General features: G+C 33.4%; 22 protein-coding genes. 12 read left to right on the top strand and 10 right to left on the bottom strand.

Annotation, left to right across the window (positions count from 1 at the left end):
- Positions 1-369: 369 nt before the first annotated feature.
- Complete coding sequence (locus EAH81_RS00970) at positions 370-1,107, bottom strand: hypothetical protein (protein ID WP_140502733.1); 738 nt, start codon at positions 1,105-1,107, stop codon at positions 370-372.
- Between the two features lie 324 nt (positions 1,108-1,431).
- Here EAH81_RS00970 and EAH81_RS00975 point away from each other — a divergent pair, with 324 nt between their 5' ends.
- Complete coding sequence (locus EAH81_RS00975; protein WP_140502738.1) at positions 1,432-2,619, top strand: MFS transporter; 1,188 nt, start codon at positions 1,432-1,434, stop codon at positions 2,617-2,619.
- Between the two features lie 175 nt (positions 2,620-2,794).
- On the opposite strand, the gene EAH81_RS00980 is transcribed toward EAH81_RS00975, so the two are convergent.
- The 3 genes from EAH81_RS00980 to EAH81_RS00990 form a co-directional block, all read right to left on the bottom strand.
- Positions 2,795-3,721, bottom strand: coding sequence for a phytanoyl-CoA dioxygenase family protein (locus EAH81_RS00980; protein WP_140502743.1), 927 nt, complete (start codon positions 3,719-3,721; stop codon positions 2,795-2,797).
- A 99-nt stretch (positions 3,722-3,820) separates the two neighbouring features.
- A complete protein-coding gene (locus EAH81_RS00985) occupies positions 3,821-4,378 on the bottom strand; it encodes a GNAT family N-acetyltransferase (RefSeq protein ID WP_140502748.1) in 558 nt (185 codons plus the stop codon).
- Positions 4,379-4,574: 196 nt separating this feature from the next.
- Complete coding sequence (locus EAH81_RS00990; RefSeq protein ID WP_161595767.1) at positions 4,575-7,499, bottom strand: Ig-like domain-containing protein; 2,925 nt, start codon at positions 7,497-7,499, stop codon at positions 4,575-4,577.
- A 524-nt stretch (positions 7,500-8,023) separates the two neighbouring features.
- Here EAH81_RS00990 and EAH81_RS00995 point away from each other — a divergent pair.
- Positions 8,024-10,054, top strand: a complete 2,031-nt coding sequence (locus tag EAH81_RS00995; protein WP_140502760.1) for a DKNYY domain-containing protein — start codon at positions 8,024-8,026, stop codon at positions 10,052-10,054.
- Positions 10,055-10,099: 45 nt separating this feature from the next.
- Here EAH81_RS00995 and EAH81_RS01000 read toward each other — a convergent pair whose 3' ends face one another.
- Positions 10,100-12,097 (bottom strand): DKNYY domain-containing protein, encoded by a 1,998-nt coding sequence (locus EAH81_RS01000; RefSeq protein WP_161595768.1) that lies wholly within the window; start codon positions 12,095-12,097, stop codon positions 10,100-10,102.
- A 352-nt stretch (positions 12,098-12,449) separates the two neighbouring features.
- Here EAH81_RS01000 and EAH81_RS01005 point away from each other — a divergent pair, with 352 nt between their 5' ends.
- Both EAH81_RS01005 and EAH81_RS01010 read left to right on the top strand, forming a co-directional pair.
- Positions 12,450-12,812 carry a BlaI/MecI/CopY family transcriptional regulator gene (locus tag EAH81_RS01005; RefSeq protein WP_089351129.1) on the top strand — a complete coding sequence of 121 codons (363 nt, stop codon included), beginning with the start codon at positions 12,450-12,452 and terminating at the stop codon, positions 12,810-12,812.
- Positions 12,809-14,923: a M56 family metallopeptidase gene (locus EAH81_RS01010; RefSeq protein WP_140502773.1), complete on the top strand. Its 2,115-nt coding sequence runs from the start codon at positions 12,809-12,811 to the stop codon at positions 14,921-14,923. The genes EAH81_RS01005 and EAH81_RS01010 overlap by 4 nt, the downstream gene beginning before the upstream one ends.
- Positions 14,924-15,045: 122 nt before the next feature.
- Here the strand turns inward: EAH81_RS01010 and EAH81_RS01015 are convergent, their stop codons facing one another.
- Complete coding sequence (locus EAH81_RS01015; protein ID WP_140502778.1) at positions 15,046-15,648, bottom strand: FMN-dependent NADH-azoreductase; 603 nt, start codon at positions 15,646-15,648, stop codon at positions 15,046-15,048.
- 121 nt (positions 15,649-15,769) lie between these two features.
- Between EAH81_RS01015 and EAH81_RS01020 the strand changes: the two genes are divergently transcribed.
- Positions 15,770-16,207 (top strand): winged helix-turn-helix transcriptional regulator, encoded by a 438-nt coding sequence (locus EAH81_RS01020; protein ID WP_241676484.1) that lies wholly within the window; start codon positions 15,770-15,772, stop codon positions 16,205-16,207.
- 63 nt (positions 16,208-16,270) lie between these two features.
- Here EAH81_RS01020 and EAH81_RS01025 read toward each other — a convergent pair whose 3' ends face one another.
- The 3 genes from EAH81_RS01025 to EAH81_RS01035 are packed head-to-tail and all read right to left on the bottom strand — an operon-like array spanning position 16,271 to position 17,707.
- Positions 16,271-16,585, bottom strand: coding sequence for a nuclear transport factor 2 family protein (locus EAH81_RS01025; protein WP_140502783.1), 315 nt, complete (start codon positions 16,583-16,585; stop codon positions 16,271-16,273).
- Positions 16,578-17,069, bottom strand: a complete 492-nt coding sequence (locus EAH81_RS01030; RefSeq protein WP_140502785.1) for an acyl-CoA thioesterase — start codon at positions 17,067-17,069, stop codon at positions 16,578-16,580. Before EAH81_RS01030 ends, EAH81_RS01025 begins: the two co-directional genes overlap by 8 nt.
- 56 nt (positions 17,070-17,125) lie before the next feature.
- Positions 17,126-17,707, bottom strand: coding sequence for a TetR/AcrR family transcriptional regulator (locus EAH81_RS01035; protein WP_140502787.1), 582 nt, complete (start codon positions 17,705-17,707; stop codon positions 17,126-17,128).
- A gap of 313 nt (positions 17,708-18,020) precedes the next feature.
- Here EAH81_RS01035 and EAH81_RS01040 point away from each other — a divergent pair, with 313 nt between their 5' ends.
- Complete coding sequence (locus EAH81_RS01040) at positions 18,021-18,665, top strand: GNAT family N-acetyltransferase (RefSeq protein WP_410501096.1); 645 nt, start codon at positions 18,021-18,023, stop codon at positions 18,663-18,665.
- An 872-nt stretch (positions 18,666-19,537) separates the two neighbouring features.
- Here the strand turns inward: EAH81_RS01040 and EAH81_RS01045 are convergent.
- Positions 19,538-20,086, bottom strand: coding sequence for an isochorismatase family protein (locus EAH81_RS01045; protein ID WP_140502789.1), 549 nt, complete (start codon positions 20,084-20,086; stop codon positions 19,538-19,540).
- Between the two features lie 420 nt (positions 20,087-20,506).
- Here EAH81_RS01045 and EAH81_RS01050 point away from each other — a divergent pair, with 420 nt between their 5' ends.
- From EAH81_RS01050 to EAH81_RS01075, 6 genes are all read left to right on the top strand, one after another.
- A complete protein-coding gene (locus EAH81_RS01050) occupies positions 20,507-21,277 on the top strand; it encodes an alpha/beta hydrolase (protein WP_140502791.1) in 771 nt (256 codons plus the stop codon).
- Between the two features lie 94 nt (positions 21,278-21,371).
- Entirely contained in the window at positions 21,372-22,193 is an 822-nt protein-coding gene (locus EAH81_RS01055) for an alpha/beta fold hydrolase (protein WP_140502793.1), read from the top strand.
- Between the two features lie 295 nt (positions 22,194-22,488).
- On the top strand, positions 22,489-23,010 hold the full coding sequence (locus EAH81_RS01060) for an RNA polymerase sigma factor (protein WP_140502795.1): 522 nt from the start codon (positions 22,489-22,491) through the stop codon (positions 23,008-23,010).
- 47 nt (positions 23,011-23,057) lie between these two features.
- Positions 23,058-23,267, top strand: a complete 210-nt coding sequence (locus EAH81_RS01065; RefSeq protein ID WP_140502797.1) for a hypothetical protein — start codon at positions 23,058-23,060, stop codon at positions 23,265-23,267.
- Between the two features lie 12 nt (positions 23,268-23,279).
- Complete coding sequence (locus EAH81_RS01070) at positions 23,280-24,122, top strand: FecR family protein (RefSeq protein ID WP_140502799.1); 843 nt, start codon at positions 23,280-23,282, stop codon at positions 24,120-24,122.
- A gap of 100 nt (positions 24,123-24,222) precedes the next feature.
- Complete coding sequence (locus EAH81_RS01075) at positions 24,223-26,835, top strand: TonB-dependent receptor (protein WP_140502801.1); 2,613 nt, start codon at positions 24,223-24,225, stop codon at positions 26,833-26,835.

Genomic DNA, 26,835 nt, shown 5'->3' on the forward strand with positions numbered 1-26,835 from the left:
ATCGCTTAAATATCAGAGGGCACAAAATCTTTCAACGGATAAAGCATAATTGTTTGCATCCATTAAAAAAGCCTTCTTTTACTTTTAAAATTGTATGAATTTATATTTGTCTCAGAAATTTTGCACTTGTATCGACTGAATGATTGATAATGCAGTAGAGTTTTATAAGTAGGTTATAAAAACACTATTGCAATTAATTACTTTTATATCAATAATTTAAGAAGATGAATAGCCGAATTATAACTTTTGCTATTCCTGTTTTTTCCAAGTTGCAAAAGTAGTACTTTATTATATCATTTCCAAGTGGTTAACACGTTGAAAATCAATAATTTTTTTAGAGGTTTAAACAATTGAGGAAATTGTTTTTATTTATTCATGGTAATAGAATACATAAGAGGAATATAACTCATCATTCCACCAATCTTTTCTAACTTCTGAAAAGTAATTATAATTCAGTTTACCGGCTTGTGATTGTAGCGGATATACTACTTTGCCATTTTCGCGATATGCTTTATGTAAATCGGTTTCGGGAACAACCGGAACAATATGACCGGAAAGTCCTTTTTCTCTTCTTTTGGCACAAATCATTCCAATTCCGCCATTAGCATTTACTTTATTCTGAATTTCATCGGCAGTAAACATTCTTTCCCAGCCAAAACTCGCTCCCCATTCCAAAAACCAATCGTGTATGGCGCTGGAATAAATACGATCAACAGTTTGTTCAAAAACGACTTCGACTTCCTGACCGTTTAATATTTTTTCAAGAGATTCATCTGTCCACCAAACCGTTGGGAGATACACTTTTGAGAAGTAGCAATAATCATAAGAATATACGTTGCAATACGTATCTTCAACCGTTCTTTGATACCTGATATTAGTTTCAACATCCAGTTTAGCAATCAGCTTTGCAATACTTTCTTTTTTAGTCGCAACATTTGTCAAATCTCTATACGGAATACTGGAATCCATAAGCGGTTTTTCCTTCATTTCCATAGAATCTAACTGAGATTCCGAATCAGGTAATAAGTCGGCTATTTTTATTTGAGTGTTCGCTGTTGGATTATCACTCAAAGGTAATGATGCTACTGATATGGTATGTTTCTCCATCTTGACTGCTTAAAATTTGTTGGCTGAATGCTACAAAAAATCGCCATTTGCATAACGTAATTTTGTCAACCAAAAGTGTAAATATATTTCAAACTTTTTAAACAGCTCTATAAAAAGGCAAATTTTAGAAAACATTTATAATTAAATTTGTTGGTTTATTGCGAAGTTTCATCCTAATTTTGTCACATTAAAAGCATTTAATGATTTGTTATTAAAGGAGTATAATCAAGATGTTAAGGCTTTTTCAAGGAGCGTTTTTCTTCTCTTTTTTATGTTAGTTTCAAGCTTGAGTTTTCGTTATATTTGCGCTTCTAAAATTTTCTCATGAATTTCTCTGTAAAAGCCATTCACCCAATTTATAATCTGCAATTTGGATTAGTCTGTTTAAGTTCGTTACTCTTTTCGGCCAGTTTTAACATGTTGATTCCCGAGCTTCCGGAGTATTTGAGCAAAATGGGCGGGGCAGAGTATAAAGGATTAATTATTGCACTTTTTACCTTAACGGCAGGGATTTCAAGACCTTTTAGCGGTCGTTTGACAGATACTTTAGGACGAGTTCCTGTTATGGCTGTGGGATCGATTGTTTGTTTTGTCTGCGGAATTCTTTATCCGGTTTTAGGAACAGTTTCGGGTTTTTTATTCTTGCGATTGATTCACGGATTTTCTACAGGATTTAAACCTACGGCTACGGCAGCTTATGTGGCAGATATTGTTCCCAGAGAACGTTGGGGCGAAGCATTGGGCTTACATGGACTTTGCTTTTCTATAGGGATGGCTTTGGGACCCGCAATTGGAAGTACCATTAAGATTTATTCTTCGATGAACATGCTTTTTTATGCTTCTTCTGTTTTTGCGCTGATGTCTATTTTAATTTTAATGAATATGAAGGAAACTTTAAAATACAAACAGCGTTTTAGCCTGCGTATTCTAAAGATTTCGAGAAAAGATATTATCGCCGTAGAAGTATTGCCGGCAGCAATTGTTACCTTTCTTTCTTATATGGCTTATGGCGTGATTTTGACTTTAATTCCGGATTGGAGTCAGCATTTAGGGATTACGAATAAAGGTTTGTTTTTTATGGTTTTTACGATTACTTCGGTAATGATTCGTTTTGGAGCCGGAAAAGCATCTGACAAATATGGGCGCTTGCATATCATCGCAATTGGACTTTTCTTTTTGATTATATCGCTGTTTATTGTTGGATTCTCCACCTCAATCACCGGACTTTTGGTTGGAGCGGCAATTTATGGCGTTTCTACCGGAATTGTTTCACCGGCGTTAAATGCCTGGACGGTCGACATGAGTTTCGCTGATCATCGTGGTAAAGCTATGGCAACGATGTACATTGCCCTTGAAGCCGGAATTGGTCTTGGCGCTCTTATTGCGGGATGGATGTATCAGGATGTGATTGCAAAAATCCCAATGCTTATGTATGCCAGTGCAGCAATGGTTTTCCTGGCCTTAGGGTATGTTGCGATGCGTTTGCGAAAAGGTGAAAAAGGTTTAGTTTAACTTGCCAGACAGAAAAAAAACGCCATAATAATCGCGCAAAGACGCAAGGTCGCAAAGTTTTAATTTTTTAAATTTATGCTAAAAGACAAAAAGGCTTTACGACTTTGTGTCTTTGCGCGAGATGTTTTTTTTAATTTTTTAGATATCTTCTTGACTTAATAGCATTATTTAAATCTTATATCCATTCTTTTGCGCTATCAAAATCATCCGGTAAATAGGTAAGATATTGAACCATTCTTGGACTTTTTCCTTTATTTGGTGTGGCACAATGTGGTAAAGTATTATTCCAGATTATAAAATCTCCGGCATTTCCTGTAATAGGTTCCGGTTTTAAGGTGACAACAGCTTTATCTCTTGGGTTTTCATCTGGTTTGAGATTGTCCAGCCAATGATTTATTTGATTGTGAAATCCCGCAACACAATGAAAAGCTCCTTCATCTATATCGCAATCAGTGAGATAAAGCAAACCCTGAAGTCCAAATTTTATAGGTTGTTTTAAACTGGTATCCCAATGAAGCTGACTTCCCAGAAAACTAAATTCTTCAGTTTCTGGAGGGCTAAAGCTTACTTTATCAATCGTTTTGTATATTTTGTCTGTTTTATAAAGCTGTTCGTATGCTTTTTTTATTCTTGGAGAAAACCTGTTTTTATTTAAGGTTTCGTGATCTGAAAAATTAAGCATTAATCCTTTCTGATTTTCATGTCTGTTATACCAGGTTTCTTTTTTATTGGGATCCATTTTTAAATACTCCCAAATTGCCTGTTGTGTTTCTTCACAGTCTTTTTTTGAAATGGCATTTTTTACAATTACATAGCCATTTTTATCCCAAAATTCAAGATCTTCCTTTGAGAGAACTTCTTCTGCGGTTTCTGGAGCTTCATTATTTTCGCTTTTTCTTTTATCATTTATCCAGATTTTAAAAGTTTCAAAATCAGGTTTCTCAAAATACAAAAACTGTAACGCGTCTTCCATACCAATACCCAATTGATATAAAGCTTTTATTTCGTCGTTCCATGTTTGAGTACTATTTCCAGAAGAATTTCCGGAAGGATTTAAAGTACGTTTCCATAGGTTTTCAAGAATAATCAAAGGCTCTGTCATTTTAATAGCTTTAGAATAAGAATCTGTTAATTCAAAAATAGTGATTTATAATTTTCTGTTTAAAGTATAAATACCTGTTTTTAATATTAGAATAAAGTATTAAAAATGGTTATATTTTTTATTATTTCTTAGAGTATAAGTGACCAGATTTTTTACTTTTTCATGCGTATTATTATATTTTTTGTCTTCAAATTCAAAATTCATTTTCTTAAGCATTGCCACAGAATTTATATTATCAGAAGAAGGAAATGCCGTAATTATTTTTGCGTGTATTTCTTCAAATGCATATTTTATGACTTCTTTTATAGCCTCGCTCATGATTCCTTTTCCTTGAAATTCAGTCAGCATTTCATAACCAATTTCAACAATTTCGTTTTCAGGATCAAAATTCCACAAACAAACAGAACCAATCAGATCATTGCTTTCTTTTAAGTTTATGACCCAATAAATGCATTTATTCTGTTCGATTAAATTTTGCATTTTTAGGATGTAATCTTTTGCTTTTTGTAAAGTTGATGAATTATCTCTTCCAACAAATGCGTTTACAGTTTCATCAGAATGTAGTTTATGAATTAAGTCGGCATCAGTATTTACAATGTTTCGCAATATTAACCGATCTGTTTGTAGTTGTGGGAAATTTTTAAAATCTAATACCATCTTTAATATTTACATTACAATTTTTTTTTTTTTTTAAACGGGAATTGCCTGATTTTTTCAGTGTAGGAAATTTAAAAAATAAATAACATATAGTTGCTATACTTCATAAAAATAATAAACCTAAGATTTGTTTTGTAATTTTCCAAGTAAAAAAGCCCCTGAAAAACAGAGGCTTTTATAGAAAAGTTATTAGGATTTAATGCTTAATAACTGTAATTGATTTTTTCATTCCCGAATACGTAATAAAATAGATTCCGGCTTTTAGATCGCTTAAATCAAAAGCATTTAAACCTTTTGTAACCGTATATATTTCTTTTACAAGTGTACCGTTTTGGCTGTAAACAGAAATACTTTGCGGTGCAAGATCATAAAAATTGATATTAAGAATTGCTGTAAAAGGATTTGGATAAGCAATTACTTCATTTTCTGTAATTGGAGATACAGATTCTTCTGCCACAGAAGCTTTTCTGGCTGTACTTTGTGCGTTTACGGCAATTGTAGAAGTTAAAAATTTGCGATGATTAGGCTCCACAACATCTTTATTTTCCAAACCATCATTATAAGGAATATCCGAACCTAAATCTGAGACTAAATCTAATGTAAATGCTCCCGAAATATCTGCTGGAACTTCAACAATACCTTCCGGTTTTAGGTTTGTTAGATTTGCATTAAGCAAAACTGGCGCTGTTGCAGCCTGACCATTCCAGGAATACAACTCAAATGTACCAGTTGCAGCATAACTTCCGGCTGAGATAATATATTGGTTTGAAGCATTTTTGCCTAGACTTCTAATTCCGTGATTGTTAAGGTTTAATTCTATTGGAGAACCAAAAACCGGATTTGCAGACGGGCTTCCGTTTCCAAACCAAGATTCAAAATTCTGCAAAGGGCAAATAAGAGCTTTATTCGTTCCGCTGCCTACATAAGGCGCTCTGAAACCAATGTACAATGTCGTTCCGTCAGGACCCATTTCAAGTCCTTCAATATTAAAACCGTCGATACGTTTAGGTTCGATTCCCGTAGCGGCTTTTGCTGTAAAGTTGTAACCATTATTATCTCCCCAAGTAATAAGTTTACTTCTTAAATTACTGTAATAGCCAACAAAAACTAAAGTTGCATTGGCTCCCGTTCCTACAATATCAGTAGCAAAAATTCTGTTTCTGTCTGCTCTTGCTTCTCCTGATTTTGAGTTGCTTAAGGAACCAATCCAATAGATACGGTTTGGTTTAGTCGTGCTTCTAAAAGAGGCTTCAATATCAACCTCAGTTCCGCTTAGATTCAAATAAGAGTTTACATCAAATTGATAAAGTGCAAGACCCGAATTGTTTCGGCTAAATAGTTTTATAACATTAGTTTCATCATCGGCAGCAAACATATAGTTTTCATCAATCGGAATCGCTGTTGAACCATCTGCGACACCGGCATTGTAAATGTCTTTAAGCGAAGCTGTCGCCAAAGCCTGAGAAACCGCTACGTTTACCGTGATCGATTTATTGCCTCCCTGAGCATCTGTAACTTTCAGGGTTAAAGTAGAATATCCAACTCCTGTTGGATTAATTCTGAATTTACGTGCATTTCCTGTACCGGTTACAGTAAAATTTGCATTTGGAACTACGCTTGTTTTAGAACTAGTCATAGAAAATGTCAATGCATCTACATTATCATCTGTAACCGTAATATCAAGTCCCGATACGATAAAAGGGTCTGTATTATTATTCATTACACAACCCACTTTTGCTGATGTAGTTGACAAGCTAACAAATTTTGAAGCTGTTGTATTGAATACCAATGTTGGAGCAACATTTACGGAGCTATTTACAGTTACCGTTTTTACGGAAGAAGTGGTTACAGAACCGCTATTATCTGTGGCTTTTGCAGTAACAGAATAAGAACCTGCGGCAACATTTGTCCACGAATAGGAATAGGGTGCAGCAATTATAGAAGCTAATAAAGTAGAACCATTGAAGAATTCTACTTTAGAAATCGTTCCGTCAGAATCTGTTGCAGTTGCAGCTAAACTTACAGTTGCAGGAGCATTTCCGGAAACGGTTGGTGTTGCAAGCGTTATGGTTGGCGCAACGTTAGAACCCGCAGCATTTACAGTTACATTTTGTACAACTGATGTTGTGGATGCTCCTGTATTATCAGTTGCTTTTGCAGTTATAGAATACGAACCAGCGGCAACATTTGTCCAGGAATAAGAATATGGAGTAGAAGTTACAGTCGCTAATAAAGTCGATCCGTTATAGAATTCTACTTTAGAAATTGTTCCGTCAGAATCTGTTGCAGTTGCAGATAAACTTACAGTTGCAGGAGCATTTCCCGAAACTGTTGGTGCTGTAATAGTTATTGTTGGAGCGATATTTCCAACCGGAGTTCCGGCAATAGTTATCGAAGTAGTATTGTAACTTGGAGTTGTGGTTAAAGTCCAACTACGAGAAGTTGTAAAAGTATTTGTAGTCGTATTATAAACTCCTGCAGTAGCTTTTACCAATTGATCACTTCCCGGATCTGGTGCTAAATAAGACGAAGTCTGAAGTTTACCGCCATTATAGTTGTCGTTAACCGGCAATTGATATCCTGATCCGGAGCTTTTGAAAGCACTTCCTACAGCGTCACCAAAAAATACGGCATCAACTGGAACAGTAGAAGAAGATATAGAAGATGCCGCAACATTAAATACTGCAACGCCATCTGCATTACTGCCGCCATTTCCTAAAACGCCAGATGTGTTTTTTGATCCAAAAGAATCTCCGGCAGTTGTTCCTGTATTTTTAGTTTTTAAGGCCACACCAGATTGATTTAGAGGCAACATTGACGAACCGCCAACATATACAACTTGTCCCGCAGTAACAGATCCTGAGTTGATTAAAAAGGCGTATGTTACAGCACTTCCGGCTTTCCATCCGTTTGAAGTCGCCGTTCCGTTGTCTGTAAAAACAACGGTATAAGGTGTTGTTGCAAAATTAATCGTTGTGGTTGCAACCAATTCGACATATTCTAAAGGTGAATCATCGCCATTTGGATTTGTCAGGATTTCAGAGATAATCAATCCTTTTTGTGCGAAGGCATTATTACAGAGAAAAGTAATCGCGAAGATTAAGAGTAGTTTTTTTTTCATTTGTAAGTTTTTTGTGTTAATTAAGATGCGAAGATAGAAGCGCAACATTATCTGAATAACATGAACTTATTAATGTATTGTGTTTGTAATGTTAAATTTTGATAGATTTTTTATTCTAATAAATAAATAGAGTAGTTATGTTTAAAATTTTAAGATTTTCAATAGTTTAAAATTTAAAATGCTTTTGTTTATTGCTATTCAGCTAAAATTATTACTAAACTTTAGTAGCATTTAGAATGCGGTTTCCCTAAAAATGTTTCAGAACAAACCCAGCATTTGCGAAAAATAGGCAGTACAGAATTCGTTAACCTTTAATTAAAAATTAAATAATCTTAGATGAACTAATCTTCAAAAAATATAATTTTGTCTTTATCATTTTTGTATTGATATTGAAGAAAGAAGTATGTTATAAAAAAATCAAAACTTCTCATAAATTATTGAATAATCAATTAGTATTTAGGATTCCTTTTGTTATTTTAGACAACTTATAAAAGCAGGCTGCAGCATCAAAAAAACATATATCCATGAAGAAAAAGTTTTTAATACTTTTTAGTTTTATCTTAATTGCAAGTTGTCAAAACACGAGTAATCCTGCGCTGGTTGATCCTGCTTTAAAAGTCGAATATCCAAATCTTTATGATGTTCCTGTATATATCATAAATAAAGATTATGTCCTTTATGAGGATCGTTACACACACAATATTATTTATCCTGACTTAGCTACTTTCGGAACAAGAAAAGAGGATGAATACGCTTTTGCATTTGATAAAAACGGAATTTACGTTAAGGGCGAATTCATCAAAATCGATACTACAGGTTTTATTGTTTTGGGAAATAATAAAGCAATGGATTTTCTGTGGAAAACAAAGACTAAAGTTTTCAAAAATTCAACGGAGCTAAAAGGCGTTGATGCCGCTACTTTCGAACCAAATCGATCTCAAACCTTCAATACTCGTGAGGATACGCAATATTATAAAGACAAGAATTTTATCTATTATTTTGACAAAAAGATAGAAGGTTCTGATGGAGCGACAGCCAATACATATCCGAATGATTTTTGTCATGATAAAAACTACATTTATTCAGGTGGCGAAATTGCAATTTATAACAAGGAACCGTATCAATATGTAAATTACCATTTTTCTAAAACAAAAAAATATGTTTTCTATCGCGGAGCAACATTTCCTAATATGAATACGGATTCTTTGACTGGACTTTCAGGGAATTATGCAAAATATGGCAATAGTGTTTATTATGAAGACAGAATAACACCAATGCAGCTTAAAAAGAATGCTAAAATTAAAATTTGGGAGGTCTTTTTTCATGATGATTACATAACGGATGGAACGGATATTTTTTATCAGGGAATAAAACTGAATGGAAAATATGATATTGCTTCTTTTGGATTCTTTATAAGTTTACCGTGTTTTTATGACAAAAATGGTATTTATGAACGAAAATTTGATAAGGATTTAAAAAAAGATGTTATTGAAAAACTGCCTTTCAAATACACAGAAAAAGTAAGCACCGCCAACACATTCGAAAATAAATATACCGGAATTCTTTTTTATAAAAATCAAGCTTATGATTCTCGAAAAGAGAAATTCTATGACGATGTGAGTAAAGAGTTAATTGAACTCGCTAAAAAGAAAAAAATTGACTCAGACAATCTTGAAGGTTCTCCTAAAGTTGAGATTGATTATAATTTTTATAAAAAGGATGATCGTATTTATTATGCGGATAAACGAACCGGATTTGACGCCAATAGTTTCACACTAATGGATAAAAGTCATCAATATTATAAAGACAAAGATGTCGTAATTTACTGCGACAGGTTTGATAAAATACAAAAAATGAAGGACGTTGATGTGAGTTCTGCTAAGATTTTCAATTCGTTTTTAGTGGACAAAAATTACTTGTATTGCAAAAATGTAAAAATCATAAAAAGTGCGGGGATAGAATTACTCGCCATTTTTGCCGGATATAGAGGGGGATTTTGCGGTAACGATCCAACTCCGGTTTCCGATTTTTATTTATTCAAAAATAAGGAAGGATTCTGGCTTGTAAAAATTTCGGATGAAATCTCCTATCGATTTTTAGGAAAAGTATTTGATCGCAATTGGGATCCTGCTTTTAGAGTCATTGAACTTCATAAAAAGTATGGAAACGTTAGAGATCAATTTCCGCAAAAGCAAGTAGTTGAAATAGAAAATGAGCTGCCTGCGAATGAAATATACAGTACATCTGCGGTTGAAGTTTTACCTAAATATTCTGGCGGTATACAGAAAATGTATGCTTTTTTAAAGAAAAATTACGTGATTCCCAAAGCCGCATTAGAAGATGACGGTACAGTTTCGGGTGTATTTGCCAGCTTTGTAATTGAAAAGGATGGAACATTATCAGATATAAAAGTTCTTCATGATTATGGATATGGATCAGGAAAAGAAATGGAGCGAGTTTTAAAATTATTGCCCAATTGGGAACCGGCAATGATAAAAGGAAAAGTAGTAAGATGTAAGTATAGCATACCATTTTATGCTTCGAATTCAAACTAATTACATATCAATTTAAGAAAGCGGTTTTTTATACTAATTATAAAGTTATTGATCTCTAGTAATGACGAAATAATTAGCATATCGCACCGGTAATCCTTTATATTTTGCGGGAATCCATTTTGGCATCTTTTTTACCACTCTCAAAGCTTCCTGGTCAGAACCGTAACCGTAATGTCTTTGAACCCTTATATCGGTTAGCGTTCCATCTTTTTCTACTATAAAAGACATATAAACCCGCCCTTTGAGTTTCTCACCCTCATCTTCAATTGGTTTAAAGTTTTTATTGATAAACTTGATTTGTTTTTTTAATCCACCCGGGAATTCAGGTTTTACGTCTACTTCTAAAGAGTTATAGATTTTGCTTTTATCAATCGATATTTTGCTTTCGACAGGAATTTTGTATAAAGGAGTAATGTTTCCTAAACCTTCAATAGATTTATTGCCTAAAAAATTAATTCTGACTTCGTCTGAAATAAGAACAAGCCAATATCCTTCGCTATTCTTCAAGAGATAAAAATCTGATGTAGGCGTTTTGTCCAAACTGCAACCTTGCCTTCTTCCCATATAATAAGCCAAAAATTCTACATCAGTATTTTTAATTATTCTGTAATTTCTACAATAAATATAATCCTTGTCTGCCAGGAAATAATTAGATCTGTGCAGCGTTTTTACGTCAAGTCCTGAAACAGGCACAAGCCCGCTGATGTTGCGGGTATAAGCGGTATTTTTATCTCTGTAATATTCTCCAACAGGTTCAAATGTTTGCGCATCGGCGGTTGTTTCCTTGCCATTCAGATATATTTTATTGTTGACTTCATAAAATTGATATTCGAATGTTTTGGTTTCGAATATTTTGTTATTGATCATCTTTATATCCAATTTGTTCTTTTTTGCCAGATCAATTTGTTCCGGAGTTAGATTTTTGTAAAGCTGTTTTTCCAAAACATCATATGCCTGATTTTCATAAACCAGATATTTTGAATTACGACCTTGAAAAGAATTTAAGTCAGAAACCTTTTTAGTGTACAAAAAAGGGAATTTTTTATTTATTGATTTATGCTCTTTCTCGGTCCATTGAAGTTCGTAAATTCCATTTTTATCAAAGGTATATTCAGAATTAGAGATCACGCCAAAAGTTTTGGCATCAAATTCCGGTTGTAATAAGTTACTGCCAATATAGACATGTATACCATCTGTAATATAAGCAATGTTGCCCTTATCCCAAATTTTGACATTCTTGAAATTCTTTGGCAGTATTGGCGTTTTTTGGTCTCGGAAATAAACAAAATTTTTATCCATAGCATAATATCTGGACAAACCGTGAATAGTTGTAACATCCATGCCTTGCACGACCATTTGAGTGTGAAAGTTCAATACATTTTTTGAAGTTTTTACCAGATAATCATTTACAGAATGAATGGTATCTCCGTTATACATTCCGATTTTACCCTCGATATAAACATAATTTTTATCGTAAATTATCTCATCAAAGGAGTTAGAAACAGAAGCTACATCAGAACCTTCTATTTTTTTGAATTTGTAGTAAACATAATTTTTGTCTTTAAAATAGTTCTCGTTGCTATAACCAGCAGATTTAAAGCTTTTGACATCAATACCTTCCTTGATTTCGGTAGCATCCATGAAGAGTTTTTGATTGGTTTTCCAGAGCATTTGTCTTCTGCGGTTATTATCCGGAGATCTAATTTCGGCAACAAACTTAAATCCTGTTGTATCCGTTGCGATGAAATCTCCATCAAAGTAAATTCCATTTTTATCTAAAGCAAAAAGAGTGTTATAAAAGTTTCTGGGAATTTTAAACGTTTCCAGATCTACCTTTAATATGTTCCGCACATTGATATCCTTTTGATAAACTACATAATTTTTGTTTATAATATAAAAAGGTCTATTCAACGGTAGATCGGGATACAATACTAGTGTAGTGTCAATAATAGGATCTTTAATCGAAACAAAAGCGGGGTTTTGAGCAAGGCTTAAGTTTGATTTAAGAATCAACAGTAATACAAAAAGTAGATATTTATTCATTTGTTCTTGTTTCGTGATTTTAATAGAATGCTGCTTAAATTCCTTTTCGCAATACATCTTTACTATTAAAGAGGACAATTTAGGAAAAAAGGTTGGGAGAGAGGTGCAATTTATTTTTATAAAACGGTAATTGATGTTGCCGTTATTTGGTTTAACAAAAAAATAAAAATTTAATTCTTGCAGAAATATTGATTGTTTTTATTGTAAGTTCTTGATTTGTAATATTTTAATTTCGTGTATTATGCGTTGAAAAACATCTAAATTTAGCCAATTACTAACTTATTAGTAAAAATACTAATTAATTAGTTTGTCTACTAATTAATTAGTAGTATCTTCGTAAAAAGATTTAACCATGATAAAACTAGCCAAACGAGAAGAACAGATCATGCAAGTGTTTTGGGATTTAGACAAAGCCTTTATAAGAGATATAATTCCATTATTGCCAGATCCAAAACCACATTATAATAGTGTTGCAACAATTGTAAAGATTCTAAAAGACAAAGGATTCCTGAATAGTGAAACTGCAGGAAACATGCATTGTTTTTTTCCGATAATAAGTAGGGAAGAGTATCAGCAATTTGCACTGAAAGATATCGTTAGCCAGTATTTTGATAATTCGTACCCACGAATGCTTGCTTTTTTTGCAAAAGAGCAAAAGCTTACAGAAAATGATTTGGATGAAATAGTTGATATCATTAAAAAAGGAAAAGTATGATACCTTATATCTTATATACAGCACTTATTCTCGCAGCTTGTCTTGTATTTTACAAACTGCTTCTGCAAAAAGAAACCTTCTTTCATTTGAACCGATATGTATTGTTGTCTTGCATGATTATGGCTTTTATTTTGCCGCTCGTTCCGATTCCTCAACAATTATCATTAAGAAAAACCGCCGTAGAAAAGCCTGTTGTAGTTGCCAAAGTTCCGGTTAACAAGATTGAAACCACAAAGTCAATAGTGCAGCCTGCCGAGCCAACAGTTGTCGAGCAAACCAAGGAAACCTTTAAGATAGAATCAGTTGTGCAATGGCTGGTTTATTTGTATTGGTTTGGAGTTATCGTTTTTGCGCTTAACTTCCTGATGCAAGTAGTATTATTGCTTTACAGAGCGTATTCAAAATCAGTAATTCAGGATGGGAAATTCCGAATTATCGAAATTACTGACGACAAAGCTCCTTGTTCTTTTGCCAATAATATCTTTATCAATCCGGAGAAATATGAGTGGGAAATCTACAATCAGATTTTGCTGCACGAAAAGATCCATATCGAGCAAAAACACACTATAGATCTGTTACTTGCAGAGATGGTCCTTATCTTTCAATGGTTTAATCCGTTTGCATGGCAATGGAGAAAAGCATTAGAAATTAATCTTGAATTTTTGACAGACGATCAAATGCTTCAGCAAGAAACTGTCGAAAAAGAAAGCTACCAGTTTAGTTTACTAAAAGTAGCTGCGCCCCAATTCCCTTTGAGTCTTACAACCAATTATAATCAATCACTATTAAAAAAACGAATCATCATGATGAACTCAAAAAAATCAAACGTGCACACCACTTGGAAATATTTTTTCCTATTGCCAATATTGGTGTTGTTTGCGTGCCTTTTTAATCAACCGGCAGCGCAAAGTCAAAATTTAAAAACGCTAAATGCTCTGGATTCTCAGGAAAATCTAAAAGAGAATCTGGATATTAAAAGCGAAATGAAAACTGAAGGAGACTGGTTTGCCACAATCAAAGGCAATACCGTAGAAATTAACTTCAAAAGTAATGAAACCGACAATTCTTCCAGTACTTTTCAGTTAAGCGAACTTGCCAATATTCCAAGAGATAAACAAGGTACATTTACGTTAGCACGTGAAGCAGGAACAATGTCTTTTGATGGCAAATTTGAAGGTAATAAAGGTATGGGAACCTATAAATTTATACCAAACAAGGAGTATAGCGCTGCAATGTTAAAAGAAGGAGTTGTAATTAAAAAAGACATTGATCTTATCGTTTTCTTTATGATCAATATCAAAGTTTCTTATGTGCAAATGCTAAAGAAAAATGGCTATACTTATATTGATAAAGACCAGCTTATTCCTCTTGCTGCCTTAAATATTGATGAAGCTTATATAACTTCTATCAAACAAGTGCTTCCGGATATTGATTTAGACAATCTGGTTCCTTTTAAATCATTGGATATTGACAAAGCTTTTATCGAAGAAATACGCAAAGCAGGTTATAAAGATGTTAGTCCGGGTAAACTTATTGCTTTAAAATCTCAGGGAATCGATGGAAAATACATTACCGATGTCCGCAATTCTAATAAAGAGGATAAGGGAGATAATAATAAAAATTCAGATGATGAAGACGATGATATCATTGCTTTTAAAGCCTTGAATGTTGATCAGGAATATATTAATTCGTTCAAAAAATTAGGATACAATAACATTTCAAACAGTGATTTAATMGCGATGAAATCCCTTAATGTAACTCCTGAATATATAAGCGGTTTTCAAAAAGCGGGATATAAAGATATTCAGGCAGACGATTTAATCGCAATGAAATCTTTAAATGTAACGCCTGAATATGTAACTGAGTTTCAAAAAGCAGGATATAAAAAAATCAATCCGAGCGATTTGGTTGCCTTGAAATCACAAAATATTACACCGGATTTAATGCAACAATACAAAGATCTTGGTTTTACTGATTTAGCTATCGACGATGTTATTGGCGCTAAAGCAACCGGAACTACACCATCTTTCATCAAATCAATGAGAGGTAAAGGACACGATTTTAAAGACTTAGATAAATATATCGAATTAAAAGCTGTTCTTGGTAATTAATAAAAGACGTTGAATTAATCACAACAAAAAAAGAGTGTTGTAAAGACTAAAAAAAGCCCAAACCGAAAGGAATGGGCTTTTTGTTATTATTAGATTGTTAGAATTGTTATTCTGGTATGGATTTAGTCAATATAAATACTATTAATTGCTTTCTCCATCGCATGTTCCTTTACTTCAGGTACTTTTAAACCTTCGGCACGAAATGCTGTTAGATCTGTCATGCCTAAGAAACCCAGAAAAGCTTTTAAATATGGCACGACAAAGTCATTATCTTTATTATGACCTTCAGAGAAAATTCCACCGGAAGACATTGCTACATAAACTTTTTTTCCCGTTACTTTTCCAACCGGACCATTTTCGCCATAGCCAAAAGTTATTCCGGCTCTTGTAATATGGTCAATCCAGGCCTTTAAGGAGGAATGTATGGTAAAGTTATAAAGCGGAGCTCCAATAACGATGATATCCGCAGCCAATAATTGTTTAACAGCCTGATCAGAAAAGCGGATCGATTCTTTTTCTTCTTCACTTAGTTGCTCTTTAGGGATAAAAAACGTGCGAAGAACGGCAGGATTAAGATGCGGAATTTGAATATCGACCAGATTTAATTCTTCTAGTGTAGTGCCCGGATATTTTTCCTGAATTTTTTCGATGATAGCGTGACCCAGCTTTATGCTGTACGATTCTTTGCCTTGTATACTTGAGATTAAATGAAGAATGTGTTTCATAAGAAAAGGTATTTATGTTATCAATTTTAAATTTTAAAAACCTAATTCCAAATTGCTTATCGAAAGCAAAGTAAGATTCAAATTTTAGGTTTTGTTTCAGGCAAAGCTACAGTTATCCAGTATGCAAAAGATAGTACTTACCCAAAGGAAAGCGGTTACTTTTAGGAAAGTTTGTATCTTTGCTGCCATGAAAACAATTGAAGATGAAACACTTCCAACCAAGGAAGAATGCGCTGGTTCACTTAAGAATATACTTGACGCGCTTTATGTTTTAAATGGGAAATGGAAGATGGCTTTAATTCTTAGTTTGGTACAATCGCCAAAACGTTTTGGTGAGATTCAGAAGGAGATTAAGGGAATATCTCCTAAAGTACTGGCTAAAGAACTCAAGGATTTAGAATTGAATGATTTCATTAAACGGAATGTTTTTCCAACTACTCCCGTTAGCATCATTTATGAAGCAACCGATTATAGCCGCACATTAAAAAGCGTAATACGTGAACTAAGTATTTGGGGTGAACAGCACAGAGAAAAGATCAAAGAGTCTATGCGAAAATAAAATAGTATAGAAAAGAGGCCGTTAAAACATATTTTACAGCCTTTTTTCTATATAGATTGAATATTATAAAGTCGTAAATTGCTTTGGATCATAGAAAAACTTTTCTTTCTTTATGAGTTCGCCTTCCCAGTTTTGATAAGCGATTTCTTCAATCTCAGAAACACGTCCATCTTTCCATTCAAATCTGAAAAACCATTGAATAACAACAGAATCACCATTGATAAAATAGGGATGAATACATTTGGATACCAAAGATTTGACTTTTGCAAGCGTGTTTTTTTCATTGGCGTCAATAGTATAAAATTTTTCAATTGCTTTATCATGTGCGTTGGATTCGACCATTGCGATAAATTGTTCTATTGTTTCTAATTTAGGCATGAGTTCTTGCTTTTAATTTTTGAATAATTGCTATATATCTGTTTTCGAAAATAGATTGATCGACCGGAACAACCACAGATTGAAAAAGTTTCATTAAATCATCGGAATGATTTGCTGCTTTTTTGGTTTGAACATTGTACGGAATAAACTTTATCCATAGAATAGCTTTTAATTCCGTTTCATTTTCATTCCACATTTTCATTTCAACCAGTAGAAGATTATCAGTATATTGAATCAATTGCGATTCGATTACTACTGTTTCCATTGTAGAGGCTGGTTTTAAATAACTTATTTGATTCGAGGCAACGACCCAGCTAAGTCCTGTTGTATGCATATACTTGAACACATCAAGATCATAATGTTCAGCAATTTGATCTTCACGGGTATTGAGGAAATATTCTAAATACTTGGAGTTGTTTAAGTGATTGAAAGGATCACAATCCTGAAACCTGACTTTTCTTTTTGTTTTTAATACTTTTTCCATTTTCTACATATATTACATCAAATACCGATCGGTATCTGAAAAGTTAAATTTTTTTTCTACTTCCTAATGCTTTCAATTAGTGAACTATCGATAAAGTCCATAGCATTGTCTATATAAGATTRATCGTTATGGGTAAATGCGAGTAGTGAACTTCCTTCGATAAGCGATAAAATTATTTTTGCATATTGAACAGGATCTGTATTGGGCTGAATTTCCTGATTCGTAATACCATCTTTAATAATAGTCGTTAAACCCGAAGTAAATTTTTGAGATAAACTTTGTGCTGCTTCAAACAATAAAGGATTTATGAATTTGGTATCAACTCCAACTCTTAACATTGGGCAACCGCCTCTGTCTTTGACTAAATCATAATAACTGCGCTGGTACTTTGTTATGGCGTGAAGCTTATTTAGAGATCCTTCTTTAGTGGCAACTATTTTGAATAAAGGCATTATTGCAAGAGTTATATTAAGTTGAAAGGATTGTAATGCTAAATCCTCCTTATTAGAAAAATTACAATAAATAGCTCCTTTAGTTAGCCCGGTTGCTTTTGTAATGTCCGTTAAGCTAGTGCCAATGTAGCCTTGTTTATTAAAAATAGGTGCGACTTTATCCAGTATAAATTCGGAAGTATTCATGTTTTTTTCGGTTTGAAATAAAAAGTTAGAGCAAATATAATCATAAATACCGATCGGTATCTGAAAAATTTATTTAATATTTAAAAAAATTGAAGAGAGCAACTATTTTAAAAATTCTTAGGCTGGTAATATAGAAGAATGAGAATTTCAAAATGATAAAAGCGTATCATTTTGATAAGTATATAAGAAAGTAATTTAAATCTCGATTTTACTGTAAACCTAACAGAAACAGGTTATAACGGTTGTAGTTGGATGGAATATTAATCGTGGTATGTCGTTTGAATAAGATGTTTTGTATTTCCAATAATCAATTATGAAAACCGAACATTCGACCCTAGATTCCGCCAAAGATTTTCCGTTGCCTGAATCATTTCCAAACAAAATAACAGTAGAACAAAACTGCGATATTTCACAAGAATTACACGATTTTACAATCGAAGTCGCCAACGCCAATCATATTTTCTGGGTAAAAGAAATTTGCGACGTCACATTAACTTCTGCCATAGCAAGAGGAACAGGTATTTCCGGACGTTCTGCTGAATCACTCGAATTAAAAATGAAAAACGGCGAAGCGATTATTGCCTTTGCATCAGATGGAACCTGGGCAGGTTTCTCTTTTATTTCTTCGTGGGAAAATGGCAAATATGTTTCTAATTCAGGATTGATAGTTGCGCCACAATTCAGACATACCGGTCTTGCAAAACGTATTAAAAGAAAAATTTTCGAATTAAGCCGCGTAAAATATCCTGAGGCAAGTATTTTCAGTTTGACTACAGGATTAGCAGTTATGAAAATGAATCACGAATTGGGTTTTGAACCTGTCACTTATTCTGAATTAACGAACGATGAGGTTTTTTGGGAAAGTTGTAAATCTTGTATCAATTGTCCTATTTTAAAGAGTAAAGAAAGAAAAAACTGCTTGTGTACAGCGATGTTATATAATCCGAAGAATGCATAAGTTTTGTATTAATTTGTAAAATGTAGTTCCTACGGGCAATGTCATTACGTTAAGGAAAAATCCAATGGAATAATTTGTTAAGGGGAATATCTTGTTACTTTGTTTCTGTTCCATCGGAACATTTCATCGGTAGCCCAATAAATACGGCGTTTTTTCACGCTCCATAGGAACGTTTGATTTTATAAATAATATTGGTAAAAATAAATACAGATTATATACAATTTCTCAAACGTCCCAATGGGACGATGCTTCTCACGATACATTTTTTTTTCTACCAATGAGGTGTTCCGATGGAACACAATCTAAAATATCTTAACTAATGACATTACCCGTAGGGATTATGCCTATTTGGTCATTCTTGATAAATTTATTAAGCACAATCTTTCATTTCGACGGAGGCACGGAGTTTCTGTTAATGTTTAATTTCTATTAAACACTCCGTTAGGAGCGTCTGGTTGGTAGAAAAATATTCGGTCAGCACGTGCATAACGTTCCGTAGGAACGTTTGATTTTGTAAATAATATTGGTAAAAATAAATACAGATTATATACAATTTCTCAAACGTCCCAATGAGACGATGTTATTAAGTTAAGCTTTTAGAAAATAAAAATCTTACAAATAAAATCCGTTTTTATCAGCGTTTTTACGAAGTAAATCTGTTTTATCCGCGTCAAAATTAGACACTGATTTTACTGATTCGCTAAAGCGAAAACGCTGATAAAAACGGATTTTTTTAATTACTTTCTGGATTAAACTGTTAAGTAGTTTTATAGATTTCTGCTTAACTTAATGACATTGCCCAATGGGACGATGTTTCTCACGATACATTTTTTTTTCTACCAATGAGGTGGTCCGATGTAATACAATCCTATTTAATCATTCTTAATAAACCTATTAAGCACAATCTTAAACAGTTCCGTTTCTGCTTTTTCCAGCCATTCAAAGGCAAGCATATCGCGGGTAATTATTTCGGCGCCATTGTGCTGCATTCTGTTGAGTGCTCTTTCTTTATCAATTGGATTTCGGGTTCCTACAGCTGAATCAAGAATAAAAACTTCATAATCAAGTTCTAAAAGATCCAAAACAGTTTGTTGTACACAAATATGAGCTTCGGTTCCTGCTATAATAATCTGTTTTCTTCCTTTTTGGATATTCTCCAAAAGATTTCCTTCGCGAACTGCCGAAAAATAGGTCTTAGTTACAATATCAGTTTCTTCAAATTTATCTCTGATTATATCGGGTGTCGTTCCAATTTTATGTGGACAATGCTCCGTTAAAATAATCGGAATGCCAATTGTTCTGGCTAAATCTATTGCCCAGATAACATTTTTAAGGATTTCCTCACTTTCATGAATCTTTGGCAAAAGCCTTTCCTGAACATCAATGACAATTAATGTAGAATTTGAGGGTAAAATCTTCATGAATTTTAGTTTTTGGTTTAAACAATTCTACAATTTCCTGATTTGCAGTACTATCAAATTTACTAAAAAAGTCAATGTGATACAGAAATCAACTTTTGAATTTATAAAAGAATTATTTAGAGATAAGCGATACTAATTTTTTTGTTTTTTTGGCGAAAGTAACATTGGTTATATATCACAAAAGAGATTGGAAATTAGCGAAATGTAGTTACAAATAAAAAGTGTATATTTGATTAATTGACTGATATTTAGGTGTTTGTGATTTTGGCGCAATGATTGCTTTGATTTTTTCAAGTCGTAAAAATAAAGACATAATTGGGTTGATTTATTTCTAAGAAATAATAGTAGAGAATAGTAATTAAAAGTAAAATTATAAATCGTCATTGACAATACTTCATAAATCATTAAATATATAATCCCATGGCAAAATCAAAATCCATAATTCTGATACACGGAAACTTTGTAAACAACATCAGTTGGGCAAAGTGGAAAAACCATTATGAACAAAAAGGTTATACCGTTTATACACCCGCAAATCCGGGTCACGAAGGAATTCCCACAGATCTTAGAAAACAAGTTCATCCTGCACTTATCAGAACAGGTTTTATAGATGTGGTGAACAATATTGTAGAATTAATCAACAGTTTGCCTGAAAAGCCATTGGTTATAGGACATTCTATGGCAGGAATGGCGGCAATGAAATTGTTAGAACTGGATAAAGTTGCGGCTGCAGTAAGTATAGATGGCGCACCGCCAAAGAATGTATTTCCTCCATTTGCAACATTAAAATCCGTCATACCGGCTTTTGGCTTTTTTTCTGGCAAAGACTATTTTATGGGAAGTCGGGATTGGTACGACAAATGTTTTTTCAACACATTACCATCGGGAGAAAAAGCAGCAGCTTTTGAAAGTTTTGCGGTTCCGGAGAGCTTTAAAGTAAGCAGGGAATTGGTCTTGAATTCTTTTTCGAATATTGATTTTAAAAAAGCGCACAACCCAATTTTATTTATAGGCGGCGGCAGCGATAATATATTTCCTCCCGATCTTACTACAACTTTGGCAAACAAATATAAAGACGATAACAGTCGTGTCGATTTGAAGATTTTTCAAGGCAAGAGCCACTTTATTTGTGGAGAAAATGGTTGGGAAGTGGTAGCAGATTACATTTTGGACTGGTACGAGAAACTATAGTTTTTTGTGAAATGACTTTAGAAATTTAGAAAATCAAACTTAATAAGACGCATTCAATTTTAAATCATTAATAAACCCATTAAAAGAAATTAAAATGAGCACGATTACAGTAAAAGACGGAACAGAAATTTATTACAAAGATTTGGGAACAGGACAACCCATTTTCTTTCATCATGGTTGGCCTTTGTCTGCAGACGATTGGGACGCACAAATAATGTTTTTCTTAGAACAGGGATATCGAGTAATAGCACACGACAGACGCGGACACGGTAGATCTACTCAGACCTATATAGGTAACGAAATGGATACGTATGCGGCAGATGTAGATGAGCTTACAACGTTTTTGGGCCTAAAAGATGCAATCCATGTTGGGCATTCAACGGGCGGAGGCGAAGCAATACATTATGCTGCAAAATACGGAAAAGGGAAGGTTTCAAAAGTAGTACTTATAAGCGCTGTAACACCTTATATGATCGTAGATGAAAACAATCCAAACGGAGTTCCATTGGCAGTTTTTGATGATATTCGCTTTAATACCGCCAATAACAGACAACAATTTTACCACGACATTACATTTCCGTTTTACGGATATAATAGAGAAGGAGCTGATATCAAAAAAGGAATTCAGGACAATTGGTGGCGTCAGGGAATGGCGGGCGGCATTAAAGCTCATTACGATTGTATAAAAGCATTCTCTGAAACTAATTTTACCGAAGATCTTAAAAGCGTTGATGTACCGGTATTAATATTGCACGGCGAAGACGACCAAATCGTTCCTTATGCAACCACAGCCTTGAGAGCAATCGACCTTGTGAAAAACGGAAAAATAATCACTTATCCGGGATTGCCACACGGAATGCCAACAACTCATGCAGCAACGGTTAATGCTGATTTATTAGCGTTTATTAAATCTTAGTCATTAGAATATAAATAACATATAATCAGTGTTGTTTGATTTTGTAATAACACAAACCCCTTTTGTAACGAAGGGGTTTTCTGTTTTTTGGTATTATTATCAAAGAAATTCTAGTTTTGAGGACATAATTTCTTAAAGTATAAATTTCTGTTAAATAATTCCAGAATAAAATATATTTCTGTTCTTTGCACCTTAAGGTTTGTTAAGAAAATGATTAAGGAAGTCTTAAGCCATTTCTTTTGTAATGCAATATTATTAGAGACATTTAGTTTAGACTAATTATCAGGTTAACACTATGGACAACAGGAAGTTTATATTAAGTTTAAAAAAAGGTAATGAAGCTTCTTTCAAGGAAGCTTATGTAAATTACTATGACAAACTGATAAACATAGCCAGACGATTTAATTTTACTGTTCTTGCTCCGCAGGATTTTGTTCAGGAAACTTTTTTAAGAGTTTATAACAAAAGAGAACTTCTTAATGAAGATGTTTTATTTGATAAACAATTGTTCACTATTTGCAAGAACATTATTATCAATCACGTAAACAGAGAAAACAAAATAATACAACTGGATTCTTCGCACGTTGAAGCGGAAGAAGAAGATGCAGAAACCGGAATTTTTGAAGAAAGACAAGAAAAATTTTATGGCTTCATAAATTTACTTCCGGAACAGCAACAAAAAATATATACACTACACAAACTGGAAAACCTTAGCTATAAGGAGATTGCAGCAATGACAGAACTTTCTGAAAAGACAATTGCCAATCATATTTATCTCGCCAGTAAATTTATTCGAAAAAAAATCGAAAACCATTAGGAACTTTTATGTTCTCGTTTGTTATATATAAAAACAAGAACATAAAAATGAAGATTGAGGCCTATAAAACAGATATTACAACCGGGGAAGATGCAAGGTTTATTGTAGCGCTTCTTCAATTTGTTATTTCTGATTGTATCATGAATTTTGATTTAGAAGATTCTAATCATGTTCTGAGAATCGAAACCAACAGAGAGATCAAAGAAATGGTTTATGGTGTTTTTAATAAACAAGGATTTTATTGTCAGAAACTTTAACGCCCCAAAGACATGAATGATAAAAAAATAGAAGACGAATTAAAAAAGATCTGGGATGAAACTCCCATTTCACATTCAGATAGTGAGAAAGAAGCTTCTTGGGAAGAATTTCAATCGAAAGCCTTTGCTTCAAAGAAACCAAAAGTTAAGATTTGGCGATATGCGGCAGCAGCGGCAATTTTAGTTTTTGCTCTTATAGGAACCGGAATTTATTTTAATAGAGGTCCTGTAGAACAAAATATAATACTTGCTTCGAATGTAATTGAAAACACAACTACAAAAATAAAAACCGTTTTTCTACCGGATAGTTCAAAGGTTGAATTAAGCCCACATTCTAAACTGACATATGCCAATAATTTTGAAACCAACAGAAAAATCGAAATTGAAGGCGAAGGATATTTTAAAGTAAAGAAAGACAAGAAACATCCTTTTCAGGTTTTTTGCAATGAAACTACGACAACCGTTTTAGGAACTTCTTTCTCTGTAATAGGACAAGATGAAGATGGAGTAATAGTTAAGCTTTTTGAAGGAAGCGTACAAATGACTATAAAAGATCAGGATAAAAAATGGATTTTGGTACCGGGCGAAACATTTACGTATGAAAACAATACCGCTGTAGTAACTGAATTTAAAAGGTTTATTGATTTTGACAATGAAAAACTAACTGCTGTAAGTGCTTATATTCAGGAGAATTATGGTTATAAAGTAATACTTCCTCAGGAATATCATAATCAGCGAATTACAGTGCGAATCAATAAAAAAGAAGATTTAAAAATAATTGTACAATTAATATCAGAAATGTATAACCTAAACTTTGAAATAAACGATGAATTAAAAGAAGTTACTTTTCAATAGAAAAGAAAAGGATGCACTAGCCGCGAAACTACACATCCTCCTCATAGTAAGGATAGTATAAAACTATTCCATTTAATAATATTCAAAAATACAAAATTTCATGAAGCATATAATTTCCGCATGCTTTTTTTTATTCGGTTTGAGTGCATTCTCCCAAAACGTAACAGTAACGGTAGATAAAACGGTAACCTTAAAAGAATTCTTTAAGCAAATTGAAAATCAAAGCGATTTTAAATTTGCCTTTACGGATCAAATTAATACAAGTCAGAAGTATTTTACCCATCAAAAGACTTATAAGAATATTGAAATAAAAGAACTTGTTAACGAACTAAATAAGACAGCATTAGTTCAGTTTTCGATTGTTGGCAATAATATTTTTGTAAAACAAAAAGTTACTAAAACACCTAAAAAAAAAAACAAGCTGACAGGTCAGGTTTTTGACGATAGTAATGAGCCAATTATAGGAGCAAATGTTTATGTAAAAGAACTGGAAACAGGTGCTACGACAGATAAAAACGGAATGTTTTCTATAGATCTGGACAAAGGAACTTATACCGTTGCGATTAGTTATATTGGCTTAAAGAATAAAGAAACACAAATTAAGGTATCTGACGACGCAAGGATAAATTTCACAATGGATTCTGACAGTCAGGAACTTGAACAGGTAATTATAACCACAAGCAAAGCTGTTGATGTAAGAAATACTCAAATGAGTGTTAGCAAACTTTCAATGGCAGAGATTAAAAGATTACCAACTGCTATGGGCGAACCGGATCCTTTAAAATCATTATTGACTTTACCCGGAGTTACAAATGCGGGCGAAGCTTCATCTGGTTTTAATGTTCGTGGTGGTGCTGCCGATCAGAATTTGATTCTTTTGGATGGAGCTCCCGTTTATGGTGACTCACATATGTTTGGGTTTTTCTCTATTTTTAATGCAGATATCGTTAACGGATTAGATTTATATAAGGGAGGAATTCCATCTAAATTTGGAGGACGCGTTTCTTCAGTTCTGGATGTAAGCCAACAAACAGGAGATCTTAATGATTATAAAGTAAACGGAGGTATTGGTCTTATTTCGAGCCGACTTTTAGTGCAGGGGCCTCTAAAAAAAGATGTTGGTTCCTTTATTATTGCAGGACGTGCTTCTTATGCGCATTTATTTTTAAAACTAACTGATATCAAGAGTTCTGTCATGTTTTATGATATTAATGCTAAGTTTAATTATCGTTTGGGGGCAAATAATACTATTTCTTTTTCCGGCTATATGGGAAATGATTTATTTGATATCAATAATTTTTTTGCCAGTACATACGGCAATACTATGGGAATTTTTAACTGGAAACATAAATTTTCGGATAAGTTAAATACGAATCTTTCTGTTTTTTACAGTGATTACAAATTTAATCTGCAAATACCTTTTCAAAAATTTGAATGGGATAGTAAAATTACCAACTACGGACTTAAATATAACTGGAATCATACGATCTCAGATAATTTTAAACTTAACTATGGTATTGATGGTCTGTATTATGATTTTAACCCGGGATCTGTAAAGCCGTATGGTGTTGATTCGCAGTATAATTATAATCAATTAGATAAAAAATACGCTTTAGAAACCTCTGCATATTTTGATGTAGAACATCAGGTTACAGAAAAACTGAATCTCCGTTATGGACTTCGTTATAGTATGTTTTATCGTTTAGGAGGTGAGGAAATAAGTACTTACGAAAACGGACAAGCAGTAGTATATAATCCTTTTTATCATATTTATGAAGAAGGAACACCAACCGGGAGTATATCTTATAAAAGCGGAGAAACGATTAGTAAATTTGATAATCTCGAACCACGTGCTGCGTTGTCATACGCTTTTAATGACGATAATTCTGTAAAGGCAAGTTACAACAGAATGGCACAATACATCCATATGTTATCTAACACGCGTGCTCCGTTACCTATGACAATCTGGACACCAAGCGGACCTTTTACAAAACCACAATTGTTGGATCAATATGCAGTTGGATACTTCAAAAATTTTAAGGAACGTGAATATTCTTTTGAAGGAGAATTATTTTATAAGAAAATTAAAAACCGTATCGATTATATTGATGGTGCAAATTTGTTAGGCAATAATAATATTGAACAGGATATCCTGAATGGAAAAGCCAGATCATACGGTATGGAGTTATTATTCAGAAAAAATACCGGACGTTTTACAGGATGGGTTTCGTATACTTTGTCTAAGGCCGAACAAAAAACGCCGGGCAGAACACCCGAAGAGCCAGGTATTGCCAATGGAGAATGGTATTTATCAGGATATGATAAATTACATAATTTGAATATTACTGCAAATTATGAATTTAATCCTAAATGGTCCTTTAATGCTAATTTCACCTTACAATCAGGTCAGCCGGTAACATATCCAAATGGTTATTATGAATTTGGAGGAAAAAATGTACCTAATTATACATTGAGAAATGCAAACAGACTTCCTGCATATCATCACTTAGATATTGGTGCAACTTACACACCTAGACCAGATAAAAAGAAAGGATGGCAAAGCTATTGGGTATTTAGTATTTATAATCTTTATAACAGGGAAAATGCTGCATCGATCACGTTTTCACAAAATGATACTACAGGAGCGAATGAGTCCAGACAACTATCTATTTACGGATTAGTACCTGGTGTTTCTTATAATTTTAAATTTTAA

Origin of the sequence: Flavobacterium pectinovorum, assembly GCF_006438875.1 — a bacterium.
Lineage (GTDB): Bacteria > Bacteroidota > Bacteroidia > Flavobacteriales > Flavobacteriaceae > Flavobacterium > Flavobacterium pectinovorum_A.

What these genes read in the sequence shown, in the direction of transcription:
- EAH81_RS01025 (WP_140502783.1), bottom strand. Translation starts at nt 16,585, where the DNA reads ATGCCTAAATTAGAAACAATAGAACAATTTATCGCAATGGTCGAATCC.
- EAH81_RS01075 (WP_140502801.1), top strand. Translation starts at nt 24,223, where the DNA reads ATGAAGCATATAATTTCCGCATGCTTTTTTTTATTCGGTTTGAGTGCA.
- EAH81_RS00980 (WP_140502743.1), bottom strand. Translation starts at nt 3,721, where the DNA reads ATGACAGAGCCTTTGATTATTCTTGAAAACCTATGGAAACGTACTTTA.
- EAH81_RS01005 (WP_089351129.1), top strand. Translation starts at nt 12,450, where the DNA reads ATGATAAAACTAGCCAAACGAGAAGAACAGATCATGCAAGTGTTTTGG.
- EAH81_RS01020 (WP_241676484.1), top strand. Translation starts at nt 15,770, where the DNA reads ATGCAAAAGATAGTACTTACCCAAAGGAAAGCGGTTACTTTTAGGAAA.
- EAH81_RS01045 (WP_140502789.1), bottom strand. Translation starts at nt 20,086, where the DNA reads ATGAAGATTTTACCCTCAAATTCTACATTAATTGTCATTGATGTTCAG.
- EAH81_RS01065 (WP_140502797.1), top strand. Translation starts at nt 23,058, where the DNA reads ATGAAGATTGAGGCCTATAAAACAGATATTACAACCGGGGAAGATGCA.
- EAH81_RS01060 (WP_140502795.1), top strand. Translation starts at nt 22,489, where the DNA reads ATGGACAACAGGAAGTTTATATTAAGTTTAAAAAAAGGTAATGAAGCT.
- EAH81_RS01070 (WP_140502799.1), top strand. Translation starts at nt 23,280, where the DNA reads ATGAATGATAAAAAAATAGAAGACGAATTAAAAAAGATCTGGGATGAA.
- EAH81_RS01015 (WP_140502778.1), bottom strand. Translation starts at nt 15,648, where the DNA reads ATGAAACACATTCTTCATTTAATCTCAAGTATACAAGGCAAAGAATCG.
- EAH81_RS00975 (WP_140502738.1), top strand. Translation starts at nt 1,432, where the DNA reads ATGAATTTCTCTGTAAAAGCCATTCACCCAATTTATAATCTGCAATTT.
- EAH81_RS00990 (WP_161595767.1), bottom strand. Translation starts at nt 7,499, where the DNA reads ATGAAAAAAAAACTACTCTTAATCTTCGCGATTACTTTTCTCTGTAAT.
- EAH81_RS01055 (WP_140502793.1), top strand. Translation starts at nt 21,372, where the DNA reads ATGAGCACGATTACAGTAAAAGACGGAACAGAAATTTATTACAAAGAT.
- EAH81_RS01030 (WP_140502785.1), bottom strand. Translation starts at nt 17,069, where the DNA reads ATGGAAAAAGTATTAAAAACAAAAAGAAAAGTCAGGTTTCAGGATTGT.
- EAH81_RS00995 (WP_140502760.1), top strand. Translation starts at nt 8,024, where the DNA reads ATGAAGAAAAAGTTTTTAATACTTTTTAGTTTTATCTTAATTGCAAGT.
- EAH81_RS00985 (WP_140502748.1), bottom strand. Translation starts at nt 4,378, where the DNA reads ATGGTATTAGATTTTAAAAATTTCCCACAACTACAAACAGATCGGTTA.
- EAH81_RS01050 (WP_140502791.1), top strand. Translation starts at nt 20,507, where the DNA reads ATGGCAAAATCAAAATCCATAATTCTGATACACGGAAACTTTGTAAAC.
- EAH81_RS01040 (WP_410501096.1), top strand. Translation starts at nt 18,021, where the DNA reads ATGAAAACCGAACATTCGACCCTAGATTCCGCCAAAGATTTTCCGTTG.
- EAH81_RS01000 (WP_161595768.1), bottom strand. Translation starts at nt 12,097, where the DNA reads ATGAATAAATATCTACTTTTTGTATTACTGTTGATTCTTAAATCAAAC.
- EAH81_RS00970 (WP_140502733.1), bottom strand. Translation starts at nt 1,107, where the DNA reads ATGGAGAAACATACCATATCAGTAGCATCATTACCTTTGAGTGATAAT.